This window comes from Kineococcus gurbantunggutensis (genome assembly GCF_050871925.1).
Taxonomy (GTDB): Bacteria; Actinomycetota; Actinomycetes; order Actinomycetales; family Kineococcaceae; genus Kineococcus.
The window spans coordinates 1-12533 of the sequence record NZ_JBJLSG010000146.1; the positions used below are offsets into that span (position 1 = coordinate 1).

The 12533-nt window shown below is 66.9% G+C and carries 9 protein-coding genes and 4 pseudogenes; 7 read left to right on the top strand and 6 right to left on the bottom strand.

The genetic code is table 11. From position 1 onward, the window contains the following. Positions 1-323: 323 nt before the first annotated feature. Positions 324-684: pseudogene (locus ACRYR7_RS20315) on the bottom strand (type II toxin-antitoxin system PemK/MazF family toxin). Continuing rightward, a complete protein-coding gene (locus tag ACRYR7_RS20320; RefSeq protein WP_432573934.1) occupies positions 668-1009 on the bottom strand; it encodes a ribbon-helix-helix domain-containing protein in 342 nt (113 codons plus the stop codon). The pseudogene ACRYR7_RS20315 and the gene ACRYR7_RS20320 overlap by 17 nt, the downstream one beginning before the upstream one ends. Before the next feature lie 164 nt (positions 1010-1173). Between ACRYR7_RS20320 and ACRYR7_RS20325 the strand changes: the two genes are divergently transcribed. The 4 genes and pseudogenes from ACRYR7_RS20325 (at position 1174) to ACRYR7_RS20340 (ending at position 5737) form a co-directional block, all read left to right on the top strand. After that, positions 1174-2343: a hypothetical protein gene (locus ACRYR7_RS20325; RefSeq protein WP_432573935.1), complete on the top strand. Its 1170-nt coding sequence runs from the start codon at positions 1174-1176 to the stop codon at positions 2341-2343. 345 nt (positions 2344-2688) lie between these two features. After that, positions 2689-3048 carry a hypothetical protein gene (locus ACRYR7_RS20330; RefSeq protein WP_432573936.1) on the top strand — a complete coding sequence of 120 codons (360 nt, stop codon included), beginning with the start codon at positions 2689-2691 and terminating at the stop codon, positions 3046-3048. After that, on the top strand, positions 3048-4769 hold the full coding sequence (locus ACRYR7_RS20335) for a hypothetical protein (protein WP_432573937.1): 1722 nt from the start codon (positions 3048-3050) through the stop codon (positions 4767-4769). The genes ACRYR7_RS20330 and ACRYR7_RS20335 overlap by 1 nt, the downstream gene beginning before the upstream one ends. Positions 4770-4857: 88 nt before the next feature. After that, positions 4858-5737: pseudogene (locus ACRYR7_RS20340) on the top strand (IS5 family transposase). A gap of 12 nt (positions 5738-5749) precedes the next feature. Here ACRYR7_RS20340 and ACRYR7_RS20345 read toward each other — a convergent pair. Continuing rightward, positions 5750-6409, bottom strand: a complete 660-nt coding sequence (locus ACRYR7_RS20345) for a response regulator transcription factor (RefSeq protein ID WP_432573938.1) — start codon at positions 6407-6409, stop codon at positions 5750-5752. Next, a complete protein-coding gene (locus ACRYR7_RS20350; protein ID WP_432573939.1) occupies positions 6406-8535 on the bottom strand; it encodes a sensor histidine kinase in 2130 nt (709 codons plus the stop codon). Before ACRYR7_RS20350 ends, ACRYR7_RS20345 begins: the two co-directional genes overlap by 4 nt. Before the next feature lie 1225 nt (positions 8536-9760). Here ACRYR7_RS20350 and ACRYR7_RS20355 point away from each other — a divergent pair. Next, a pseudogene (locus ACRYR7_RS20355) lies at positions 9761-9931 on the top strand (helix-turn-helix domain-containing protein); the annotation flags it as partial. 104 nt (positions 9932-10035) lie between these two features. After that, complete coding sequence (locus tag ACRYR7_RS20360) at positions 10036-10578, top strand: hypothetical protein (protein WP_432573942.1); 543 nt, start codon at positions 10036-10038, stop codon at positions 10576-10578. A 368-nt stretch (positions 10579-10946) separates the two neighbouring features. Here ACRYR7_RS20360 and ACRYR7_RS20365 read toward each other — a convergent pair whose 3' ends face one another. Continuing rightward, entirely contained in the window at positions 10947-11687 is a 741-nt protein-coding gene (locus ACRYR7_RS20365; protein WP_432573940.1) for a hypothetical protein, read from the bottom strand. A gap of 271 nt (positions 11688-11958) precedes the next feature. Between ACRYR7_RS20365 and ACRYR7_RS20370 the strand changes: the two genes are divergently transcribed. Further along, positions 11959-12111 (top strand): hypothetical protein, encoded by a 153-nt coding sequence (locus ACRYR7_RS20370; RefSeq protein WP_432573941.1) that lies wholly within the window; start codon positions 11959-11961, stop codon positions 12109-12111. Between the two features lie 130 nt (positions 12112-12241). Here ACRYR7_RS20370 and ACRYR7_RS20375 read toward each other — a convergent pair. Further along, positions 12242-12533 (bottom strand): annotated as a pseudogene (locus tag ACRYR7_RS20375) (hypothetical protein); the annotation flags it as partial.

Sequence of the window (12533 nt, forward strand, 5' to 3'; positions counted from 1 at the left end):
GTGCGGAAACTCCCTCGCTGCACTCAGGGGTTTCCGCACGCTTCAGCTGGTGGGAAGAAAGTCCTCGTTGCGCTCGGAGTTCCGTTGTGGTGGGTACCCGTGCGCTGCGCGCACGAGCCGGCGGGTCCGCCCCCGCCCCGCTGCGCGGTGCGGACCGGGAGACACCAAGGGGATCCACGGGGCCGGCGCTGCGCGCCGATTCCGATGGGGTACCACGGCGGGCCTGACGGCCCGCGGCCTCAATAGTAGGGGCTCAGCTGTCGTTGCTCGGCACCACCTGCCGCGAGCTCACGACACCACAGCGCTTACAGCGCTCACAGCGCTCACAGCGCCAGGTGCAGCCTCAACGCCTCATCCAAGCGCGCCATCACCGGGTACGGCAACCGCCCCAGTACCGGGCCCAGGCGCTCCACGGCCACCGCCCGCACCTGCTCCGCCTGCGCCTTGGACTCCACCCGCAGCCCGGAGTCCCGCGCCTCCAGGAGCACCTGGAAGGAAGACCCGCGGGGTGTTGCTGATCACCGGCACCACCGTGACCACCCCCCGGCCCAACCGCTCGGCCACCGCATTGGCCCCATCGTTGCTCACCACCACCGCAGGACGCCGCTTGCCGGCCCCCGCACCGCCTGCTGCGCCTCGCACCGGGTCAAGGTCCACCAGCCGCACCTCACCGCGGCGCACCAGCACCCCCGGCACCACGCTCAGCACCGGCTCCGACGTGCCCAGCGGGCTCGAGGGCCTGCTCGGCAGCGTGCTCAGCGGCGGGACCAGCAGCAGGCTCGACACCAGACTCCGCAGTGCCGTCACCCGTCACCGCCTCCCACGCCGCCCGCTCACCGGGCTGCTCCCACTCACCCCACGCCGCCGCGTAGTCCGCCTCCAGCTGCTCCCTCGCCAGCAACCGGATCGCCCGCTGCACCGCCGCAGAGCGAGACGGCAACCCCGCCACCCGCACGTGCTCATCCAGCACCGCCACATCCGTCTCCGACAGACTGATGCTCAACTCCACACCCGCGATGCTCACCCTCTGCCACCACCGGTGAGGACGACTCCCCGCACCGGCGAACCATCCCCTGCCGCCACCACCCACCCCCCGCCCCGCCGAAGTACCTCACGCCCACCACACCCGGCGATCACCAGCACCCCAGCCACCGCCGGTGCCACCATCACCACGTGCTCACCACCAGCCCCACCCCCGAGCGCAGCCTGCACGCCATCGAAGCCGACGAACGCTCCCCGCTCGCGCCCGCCCGCGCCTGCGTGGCCGTGCTGGACCCCATCCGAGAGGCCCACTGGGCCCCGGCACGCACCTACGCCACCGCCTCCCTAGGCGTGCAGGTGCACGACCACCACCAGCGAGCGCTGGCCCACCTGCACGACGCCGGCACCGTCATCACCGCCGCCCTGACCCCCGACGAGGCCGCGCACCTGCACCGGCAGCTGCCACAAGCCCGCGTGCACCCCCTGGAGCGCACCACCCGCCGGCGCCTGCAGCAGGCGCTGAACCACCAGGAGCGCTTGCGCCGGATCAGGCGCGCCCAGCGCCAGGCCCACCAAGAACGCCTCCAGCAGCACCAGCACCGGCCCACCCCGGCGTGGCTGCACACCGAACCCGCACCAGCGCACCCCGCCGACGACTACACCCTCAGCGTCACCGTGCGCACCCAACCCCTGCCCGGCCACCACACCGGCCACCACACCGGCCACCACACCGGCCACCACACCGGCGAGCAGGACATCCGCGATCAAGGCACCAGGGAGCAGGACAGCGGCCAGCACCCCGCCGACCAGCACCCCGCCGACCAGCACCCCGCCGACCAGCACCCCGCCGACCAGCACCCCGCCGACCAGCACCCCGCCGACCAGCACCCCGCCCGGGTCGTGCTCCAGCTGAGCGCCGCACGCCGAGGCCGCCCGCGCGAGCACGACGAGCTGCACCGCATCCACGGCGGCGTCTTCGAGATCAGCCTGTACGCCCTGGCCCCGGGCACCTTCCCCGACGGAGGCCACCTGCTGCCCTGCCAGGTCCTCACCGGCCCCCAGCGACTGAACGGCCAGCACGCCACCCTCATCGCCGACGTCCCCGGCCAGGACCTGCTGCCCGGCACCGCACGCCCACCCCTGCACGACGGCTGGGGGCTGTGGGCACCCTGGGACGGCTTCTCCCTCTGGATCGAACGCGCCGGCGAGGACACCCTCACCCTGAGCACCCCCGTGCGCTGGAGCGCAGCCACCAGCCCCAGCCCCGACAATGGCCCCGCCAACGACCCCGGCACCGGCTCTGACGCCCAGGCCCAGCCCGACGCCATCGCACACCTCACCCTGCGACTGCACCACCGCTGAAGCCGGTACCGGCAGCTCCAGACTGCTGCAGTGCCAGACATCGGCCAGCACCACGAGTCGCCACCACCACTGCTACGTACTTCATGTACTCGGCCATATCCAAGTAACCCGAGCACAACAAAGACTCCGCTGCGTGAAGCAACGACACGGTCCTGACCTATCACCAGATCATGGGCTGGATCCAACGACCTGGCGCTGCGCAGACCGCCCGATAGCACACCTGCAACTTGTCAGGCACAAATTGCTGCGGTGCGTCACGGAGCGGCGTACCGTCAGTAAGGCTTGACCCGGGACCGATGGTGAGGGGGAGCAATGACAGCAGATGAGGCCCGCGAGGTGCTGCGCGTGCAGTTGGACGCCTACGACATCGCCGACCTGCAAGAACTGCTCGATGGTGGTGATGACCTCAGCATTGTGGAGGAACGGCCTGATACCGCGCACGGCGAGCCGGTGACCTTGATTGTTCTAGCAGTGACACCCCTCGTCATAACCGCCCTAACCCTCCTGGCCCTCAAGCACCGCCGCGAGGAATCCTATGAAATGCGCGCAGAGAAGGTGCAGCCTGACGGGTCGAGAGAATCTGTGACGCTGCGCTTCAAGATGCGCGAGTCGACCACGCAGGCCGAAGTCGTCGAGCAGGTGGTCAACGGTTTGAACCTGGATTCGTCGCTTCTCGACGCCGTGAAGTCCTCCATGGTCAACTGATGGGTCTGGGGCAGAGTTGGACGGATTTGTTTTCCAACCACACCCACTTCCCAGTCGTCGACGTGCAGCGCCAGTTCGAGCACCTCATCGGCGCTGGCACCATGCCTGCCGAGCTCATGCTGCCAGTCATGCACGAAGCCGCCCACCACTGGACCTTCTACTCACCGGTGGGCAACACTCTGGCGATCCTCAATGCCAGGGTCCGCCGTAGCGCTCTCCACTGTGCAGCAGGGCGTACGAAGTCCGATCATCCTCTGCTTATGGACTACATCTCCAGCCGGGTGGCCACGAAAATGCTGCGGCCCATGGCGGAGGGCATTGCCCTTGGCATGGAGTTCGACGCCTTCAGCCGTCGATCACCATTCGTGTCCACGCCCTTGCTGTCCATGGCGCGAGGCTTTGCTCCGCTGGATAGCCCCAGCAATCCAGAACTGTCTGCGCTATCGATCAGCAACGCCCTGGTGGAGGCCAGGATGAGTCAGGCAGGCATCAGCCGAAAGCTCAACGTTTACGCGGACAAGCTCAACGCCAAAGGCAGTGGCTACCTCCTGGGGTACTTAGCGGTTCGCTCCATGATGCGGCACCTGTGGTATGCATGCCCTCGATTATTGGAAGAAAGCGATCTCTGCCTCGCCTTCCTGAGGAGCTACCTCTACAACGACTACGCCTTCATCGACGTGCTCCTGGAGCGTGGCAATAATGAGATCGCTCACGCCAATGCCATCAAGTCCTACCTCGCTGATCGGCTGTGGGCGATCAGCGAGGTGACAGCGGAGCAGGTGGATCTTTTCGAGGCCCTAGCCGCAATCGATTGTCCGGTCGATGACCCGCGTTATGCCACAGCACTGGGCTTCGATGCCGAGCGGGGACGGCGGGGACAGCAGCGGGGTGAAGACCTGCAGGACGACATCAACACCGTCCCGACTCTCTCTTCACTAGACGCAGCATCGAGTGCGTCGGGCGATGCAGCGCTTGACGTGGATTCGCTGGAGTCCATGCTCTGGGGACTCGACCTCGAGTTCGCGCACGCACGACGCATGGTCTTCCTCGGTTCGGCTCCCGCACACGTGGTCACAGCGGATGGGGTGTGTACCGCCTCCGTGGATGGAGTCAAGCTTGTCGAGGGCGTCATGTCCGCTGAGGATGAGGGTGAGGGTGAAGGTGGCGTCTCAGTCTTCTACGACTCCAGCGCGCCCGATGGTCGCCGTATCGTGCAGGTCACTCGCGGGAGCGTCACCGTAGCCGTGGCCGTACGCGGTCCTGCCGCTGAACAATGGGACGGAGAACCGTTCTCGCCTAGTCTATCGCGCGAGTTCATGCTCCAAGCGAGCCGCGTCTACGAAGAGCTCGTAGACACAGCTGTCGACAACAGCTGGCTGAACGTGGCTATTTGTCACTTCATCGATCAACTGCCCGAGGTATGCCGAGGAATTTACGAGGACGTGGCCCTGCGCTTCGTGAATCCGCCAGACCTGCAAGCGGTGCGGTCAGTACTAGAACAAGGAGGCATCAGAAAACTGCTCGACGGCGACCGGGACCTCTCCGTAGCACTGGCCGTAACTGGCGCCGCCACGCAGAAGGCGCCCTTCCGAATGCTCGCCGAAGCCGCTCTGGCGGCGAAGAAGTGCAAACCGAAGGCGATCGAGGAACTTGCCAGTATGAGCAAAAGGGGATTCTCTCTACTAGAGTGCCGGAACCAGATAATTATCGCCATGGCGTGACTGCAATTGAATGCTATTTCACAGCCCGTTGCAGGAGTTGGTCCGAGGCTCTGGTGTGTCGCGCTGAGCCAGGCGCAGCCTGGTCGGCATGGCCACCGATGCCTCCGTTCGGCCTCGCCAACTGATCACCGATGAGCTGTGGGAGCTGCTCGAGCCGTTGATCCCGCCGCCGCCACCGGCGCCGCGTGGGCGCACCGGCCGGCCTCGCCACGAGGACCGGGCAGTGATCGAGGGCATCGTCTTCGTGCTGAGCACCGGCATCGGCTGGGCCAAGTCCCCCGCACGCGGGAGGTGCCCCCAGCCGTCCGAGCTGGGCTACGGCTCGGGTTGGACGTGCTGGCGACGCCTGCGCCAGTGGCAGGACGCCGGCGTGTGGGACGAGCTGCACGGCGCCGTGCTGGACCGGCTGGGCCGGCAGGGCCTGCTGGACTGGTCCCGGGCCAGCGCCGACTCCGTCAGCGTCCGGGCGAAAAAAGGGGCGAGCTGACTGGCCCGAACCCCACGGACAGAGCGAAGCTGGGCACCAAGTACCACCTGCTCGTCACCGCCGACGGGCTACCGATCAACGTCGTGCTCTCCGGCGCCAACCGGCACGACTCGATGTTCCTGGCCCCGCTGCTCGACGGCCAGCGCTCGGTCAAGGGCACCGGTCGCGGCCGGCCTCGGCGCCGCCCGCTCAAGCTGCACGCGGCTCCCCCGCGAGCGGGCGGTACCCCCAGGGTTACGACAACCGCCGGGTTCGCGACTACCTGCGCCGGCGCGGTATCACCGCGCGCATCGCCCGCATCGGTGTGGACTCCAGCCAGCGCCTGGGCCGGCACCGCTGGGTGGTCGAGCGCACGATCAGCTGGTTGCTCAGCTACAAGCGCCTGGCGCTGCGCTACGCCACCAGCGCTACCAGCATCACCGCGCTGGCCCGCCTGGCGATCACGCTGATCTGCGCTCGACGACTACCCACTACGAACTAATGCAACAGCCTGTTAACGCGCCGGGTCTTGTCCGAGTCCGGCCTCGCGAGCCCGGAGGATGGCGTGCGCTCGGTCAGCGACCTGCAACTTGGCCAGGATGTTGGAGATGTGGTTGCGCACCGTTTTATCGCTCAGATGCAGCCGATGGGCGATGTCCCTGTTGCTGCTCGCCCTGGCTACCAGGTCAAGGACCTCCCGCTCCCGGGCGGTCAGCTCGGGAAACGGCACATTTACCGGTGTCACGCCCCCGGCGAACAGGTCGAGCACCCGCCGGGCTACCGTGGGCCCGAAGATAGCTTCACCGCTGCCCACGGCGTGGATTGCCCGCACGATCTCGTCAGAGCCGGCGCCTTTAAGCACGTAGCCTCGGGCTCCGGCGCGGATGGCGGTGAGCACCGAGTCGTCCTCGTCGAACATCGTCAGCACCAAGACGGCGATGTGCGGACTGGCCGCAGTGATTATGCGGGTGGCTTCTACCCCGCTGACCACGGGCATTTTCAGATCCATGACCACGACGTCCGGCTGCAGCTCCAAGGCCAGCTCGGTTGCTCTCGTCCCATCCGCGGCATCGGCGATCACTTCCAAGCAGGAGTCGTCTTCGAGAGCAGCTCGCAGCCCGTCGCGGTACATCGGGTGATCATCGACGATCAGCACACGCAGCGGCTCGTTCATGTTGGGGCCTCCAGCGGCAGATGGACGGTGATCTTGGTGCCGTGTCGAACGGAGTGAATATCAGGGCTGGTGCCGGCGTCGATGTCCAAGCCGGCGCAAGTGCTGATGTCGCAGCGACCGCCGACCTCCGTGGCCCGCTCCACCATCGAGGTCAGTCCTACTCCCCTGCGGTGCTTCGGTGCCAGGCCGGTTCCATCGTCGGTGATCTCGATGTGCAGGTGCTCATCAAAGCGCAGTCGAACGACGCAGTGCCGAGCACCGGAGTGGCGGACCACGTTCGTCAGTGCCTCCCCGATGATGCGGTAGGCGGCGACCTCCACCGCTGCCGGCAGCTGCGGCGCGACCGCCGGTGCCTGTAGGTCAATGGACAGGCCGTGCGCCGTAGAGCCAACCTGGGTCCTAGTGGGTTGTGGCGTGGTGTCTTGCGGCGTGGCGGCGGCTTCGGTCTCGAAGCGACGCGCCTCCACGCGGATCGCCTCGAGCAGGCCGAACTGATCCAGCGCCGGTGGGCGCAGGTCGTGCGCCAGGCGGCGTACCTCCTCTATGGCGCCTTGCAGGTCCATGCCGAGCCGGGTCAGCATCGATCCGGCTCGGGACGGATCGTCCAGGCGCCGACGGGCAGTTTCCAATCCGAGCGCTACCGCCGCAAGCGTGGGCCCCAGGCCGTCGTGCAGGTTCCGGCGAAGCCGCCGGCGCTCCTCCTCCCGCGCTGCCAGCACGCGGGCGCGTGAGCGTCGTAGGTCATCGGTGAGCAGGTACGCGTACGCGGCGACTCCGGCATGCCGGGCCAAATCGCTCAGCAGCCGCCGGTCTGTGCTGGTGAGGTCCTCGCGCGCCGAGCGGGGCGCGGCGAGCAGGACGCCCACCTGATCGCCCTGGTAGGTCAGCGGAAAGCCGACGAGGTTGGATGGCTCCACGCCGTAGGAGGCAGCGGGCAGCACATCCTGCCCCCGGCGCAGGGCGATCGCGGCGTAGGGCAGTCGCAGGGTGAGCGCGACCGATCTGACGATGCCGACCAGCACCGCTTCGGGATCCCCTGCAGTCTGCAGGTGGTGCCCCAGTTGGGTCAGCACCGCGTACGGGTCCCCGCGAGCCCCGAAGGTGACCCGGTCCACGGCTTTTTGTACCCGCGACCGCACCGGCAGGACCAGCAGGGCGACCGTAGCGGTGGCCACGGCCTGCGGCACACCTACGAGGTGCCCCGCCAAGAACACCGAGGTCACGACCACCACCCCCAGGTACGCCGCGATCAGGCAGGCACTGACCACCACGTAGAGCAACGTACGGTTGATCACCCGGTCGACGTCGTACAGCCCGTGCCGCAGCATCGCAAAACCTACCGCGACCTGCAGAGCCACGAACTGCGTCGCCACCAGGACAGCGTTCACCCACGCCGGGAAGAAGTCATCGAAGAACGCGGCGACGATGAACGCTGGTGCGAACCACGCCGTCCCCCAGGCGAACCACTTCAACTGCCGCCGCTGAGCGGGGCCGGCGCCACGCCAGCGCCACGGCACCGCCGCGGTCGAGACGAGGACCAGTACCAGCAGCCCTGTCGTACCCGCGTACCAGATGCCCAGAGCCACCGTCCCCAGCACCCCATCAACAGCGATCGGCGAAGGAGACTCGCCCTGAGGCACCGGGGCGACGGTGACCGCCACCGTACCCGCGATCGCGCACCACAGCGCCAGGCGGGCTACCCAGCGCCAACGCCGCGAAGGTGGTCGACTGTCGGGGAACAGCAGCAGGACCTGCACCAGGCACAGAAGGACACCGACGTACGCCCAGCTCAACACCAGTCCACCGACCCAGTTGGCCACGGGCCCGCCGGTGATGAGCCGGGTGATCGCCACCACACCACCCACGACGGTCCCAACCGCCAGGCTCAACCCCAGCCACCACCACCCGTAGGCAGCTCGCGGGAACCGTGTCACGATCAAAACACCCACGACAGGCACACCGAGGACCCCCACCGTGGGAGCGGCCTGCACCCACCATGGCTGCAGCTGCCCCGACGGCAGACCCGTCGGCCGCTCAATCGCCAGGACGACCACGTGCAGCAACAGCAGCAGCACCGCCAGCAGCCCAAGCCCCCACCCGGCCGCGCTCAAGCGTGCATCCAGCACCCACCCGCGGTCGACCTGCCGCCCAGCACCGGGCCCCAGACCCGCCATCGACGCCATCAGAGAAGACTTCCACCACCAGTGTCCCACCGTCACGGGACAACCCACCGCCAGAGCCGGGACACCACCCGCTTCCGTGCAGCCAACAGCCCATCACGATCAGCTCTCGACACGCGAGCTCCGTTCAAGCTGGATCACGGCGGCATCTGCGGCGTCATGGGCGAACAGGCAGCCGATCACTCGCGGGATGTCGGACAGGCATGTCCTACGAGTGAGGTGCCCAGCGCCCACCAAGCTCCGGCGACAGTCCCTGGCATCGAGCAGAAACCTCCCGGGCGGTGCAGGACAGGAGCCTCTTTTGGCCGGGCCAGGGACGTTCGCAGAATTGATCCACCGCACACACCCCGAAATGGCGTGACAGTCTCGACGTCATTAGCTGGTCGACGAGGCAGTACACGCCATCACCGCCAGGAGGAACCATGAAAAGCGCAACATCGGTTGTCAGTAGAGCGGTCGCCGCTACCGCTGCAGCCGCCATCCTCACAGTCGGCGGCGCCAGCGCCGCACAGGCGACTCAAGGTGCCACGCTGAGGCCCAACCAGTCTCGCGAGTTCGCGACTTGGTTCTTCGGCAGAACCACGGTTTGCTTCAAGAACATCGGCAGCACTGATGGTTCGGTGCAGTGGTGGTCAGGACCCAGCAGTGGGGGGTATGGCCTGGTTCCTGGCGCAGAGGTGTGCCCAACCCGCAGTTACGCCGGTATCCGCCTCGGCGTGAGGAACCTCAGTCCGCAAGCCTCGATCGCCGTCACTTTCCCGATTGGCCCGTGACAGCGCTCGTCACCGCTTCGCATCGACCCAGCCTCGATGTCGGCACCTGCTACGCACACGCACCGCCGCGTACCGTGGCTGTCCAGGCGACTGCCTCGTTCCACACCTGGCGACCGGGGGAGCTATGCGTTCCCCCGGTCGCCGACGGCGCTGTGGTCAATCATGTGTCGGCCTCAGGTCGCATTTTCCTTGGCTGCTCGGCCAGGAGAAAGAATCATTGGAAATCATGATTCACGCGCAGCGTCATTTCTTGCAACACCTCCCACTGTGAGCCCTCTCGATTCTGTTGGCGAGCGGGGTCGCAGAAGGCACCAGCGAAGCGCCTGGCAGGACGGGAATTGCCAGATCGTCTGCACCACCAGGGGCTTCGCATGCTGCCTCACCCGCCCGCGCTGCCCATGTCCACCCGCACCCTGAGCTTGCTCAGTCAGGCGCTGCGCCGGCGCCGAGAGCGCATCGGCTCGCCCTGGCGGAAGCTGTCGCCAGGCCGGCAGGCGCTGCTGGTGCTGGCGCACCTGCCCAAGGGTGAGCGCTCCGCGGACCTGGCCGCCGGCTTCGGCGTCGGGATCGCCACCATTCACCGGTACGTGCACGAGGCCGTGGCCGTGCTGGCGGTGATGGCACCACCCTGCAGCAGGCCGCTGCGGCGGCGGCGGCCACGGGCGACGTCGTCGTGGACGAGACGCTGCTGCGCATCGACCGTGTCGCCATGGCCGTCAGGAGCGACCGCACCTACTACTCCGGCAAGCTTCCCTCAGAGCGGTGCCCCAGACGCACGGCCTCAACTGGGGGCACCTCCCGCGCAGCGGGGGAGCACACCCTCGCCGATCCGGCAGGACGGTTGAATCTGGGCCTCACCGGCATTGCCCGGCTCACGCCACGACATCGGCTGCGCCTGGAAGCACGGCCTGCTCACCGCGCTGGCCGGCACCGCAGCGCTGGTGCCGGCCGATCGCGGCTACCAGGCGTGGGTCGTACCTGCCCCGAGGTCCGGGTGCCGCAGCGCTCACGCCGCAAGGACCGCACCACCGGCACCTTCCGCTCGCTGTCGGCGAACCAGCGCGTGGTCAACCGTGCTCACGCCGCCTTGCGGGCGCCGGGCGAGCGGGCCAACGCGCAGCTCAAAAGCTGGCGGGTGCTGCGAAAGATCCGCTCCAGACCTTTGCAGGCGAGCACCCTCGTGGCTGCCATGCAGACCTTGATCTTCATCAGCTGAGCCGGGATGGAAAAGGCTCACTATCAGAGACCGGAACGGGCAGGAGATCTGCTGCGCTACTCGGTGACACCACACCGTCACCAGACCGCACTGCAAGCCTCTACCAGCTTTCCCGGTCACGGAGAGGGAGATGGCAGAGCTGATTGCTGCTTACTGGTAGACCGCATGGAGCAGCACAACAAGACACCGCAAATTTCATTGTAGAATTCACGGCGTAAGCGACGGAGCTGAGGAGGTTGCAGGAGTTGGCAATGATGCGCTGGAGTTGAAAAGGTCGAGGAGCGAGGAGTCGCTCCCCCAGATTAGGTTGAAGACGCCCGTCAGTACGGCCACGACGATCGGCAGACCTACCCACACCCGTTGCCAGGTCACGCCAAGGCTACCCTGCCATGTTGATCTGGCGCGTCCGTGGTGTAGCGAAGCGCGGTGATCCGTTCAAAGTCCGCGGCCACCACGCGCAGGTGCAAGCGCCAAAGATCGTCGCGCAGGGCCGGCATGGCGTGGGTTGTCAGTGCACGCTCCACCAACGTGCGGATCGCACGAGCGCAAACTTTCGCCAGGCGAGTCGTCGTTCGGCTTAGCGGCGTCATAGACGTCGGGGCGAACCACTGGTAGCGATGACGCTTCTGAAACGCTTGCGCCGTAGTAGCGATACCATCCGCGACGCGCCTTCGCCATTGCAAGTCCACGCCTTCGTACACAGCTTGGCTGGCACGCCCTGCAGCAGCGGCCGACCAAACACGCAACTCATCACTACGGCGCCTTTGGGTCGGCCAACTGAGGATTGCGACAAAAACGTAGCTGCCGACAAGCAGAAAGAGCGCAAAACCCATTATCAGTGCGGCAAACTCATTCTCGAGATTGGCCTGGAAAGTGAAGAATGCACCACCTAGCATTCCGGCTCCCAAGCTCATCAGGCAGTACACGCCGAAGAGGTAGCGTTGCCGTCGCCGCATCCTGCCTCGGGCATTTTCGTGCTCATCGATCACATGAGCGGCCACAGCCTCATTGGCTGCGACGAGTCTCAGTTCTTCCTTCATCCGCTGCGTCAGCTCGCTAGGAGCAAGAAAATCACGTAGCGAAGCCACTACTTGTTGCCTGAAACTCACAGTGCGCACCGTACATGTAGCTGATCACTGCATGCGAGGAGCCACTTCATCGCTTGGGGATCTCGTTCGCCTCATGACCCCTAACCCTACTTACTACCAATGCATATGGTCAGTACATTGGAGTGCAGACTGCTTCAAACTACCGCGGCGCGCCCGACATCTGGACGCGCTACGTACTTCGATGTGCAGCTCAAGGCGGGCCTCGCAACGCCCGATCCAGCATCAGCCAGCACGCACGCCGCTCAGCGACTGCGAGAGCCAGGAGGAAGCGATGGCCGATGCCCTCGACGTCATCACCGCGATCGCACGGGGATCCCGGACGGCCAGCCGCTCCCTCGTGAAGGTCACCTGGCGGCTGCTGCGCGGGACGGCCGCGGTGCTCGGCGCTGTCGCGACGCTGGTCTCCTGCATCGCCACCACCTGAACCGCGCACCTGCCCCACCAGCACGGGGCAGCACACCCCCGCGTCCCCCCGCACACGCCTGACACCGACGTCCGCCCACCCGCCGGCCTTCGATCACTCCAGCAGTGCAAGCGCGGGAGCAGGGGCCTCGTCACTCCTCGCCGACGCCAGCTACCCGAGCCTCTGCTCCGTCATCACCGAGGACGGGGGGTTCGACCTCCTGCGCAGGCATGCCGGTGGCCTCCTCCGGCAGCTTCGGCGCCGGCGGCACCCACCCCCGCAACGGCTGCACCACACTGCGGTAGAAGCCCTCCAACGCCTCGGTCACCGAGGGGATGAACGCCCCCCGCACCCCCGAGCGCTTCGTGCCCATCGACGTGGTGCGCATCAGCGTGAACGCCGCCACCTGCGCCCCCTTGTCCACCAGCAGCATGGTGGGTGCA

Excerpts from the sequence above, each read along its gene's own strand:
- ACRYR7_RS20335 (WP_432573937.1), top strand. The coding sequence starts at position 3,048 with ATGGGTCTGGGGCAGAGTTGGACGGATTTGTTTTCCAACCACACCCAC.
- ACRYR7_RS20345 (WP_432573938.1), bottom strand. The coding sequence starts at position 6,409 with ATGAACGAGCCGCTGCGTGTGCTGATCGTCGATGATCACCCGATGTAC.
- ACRYR7_RS20370 (WP_432573941.1), top strand. The coding sequence starts at position 11,959 with ATGGCCGATGCCCTCGACGTCATCACCGCGATCGCACGGGGATCCCGG.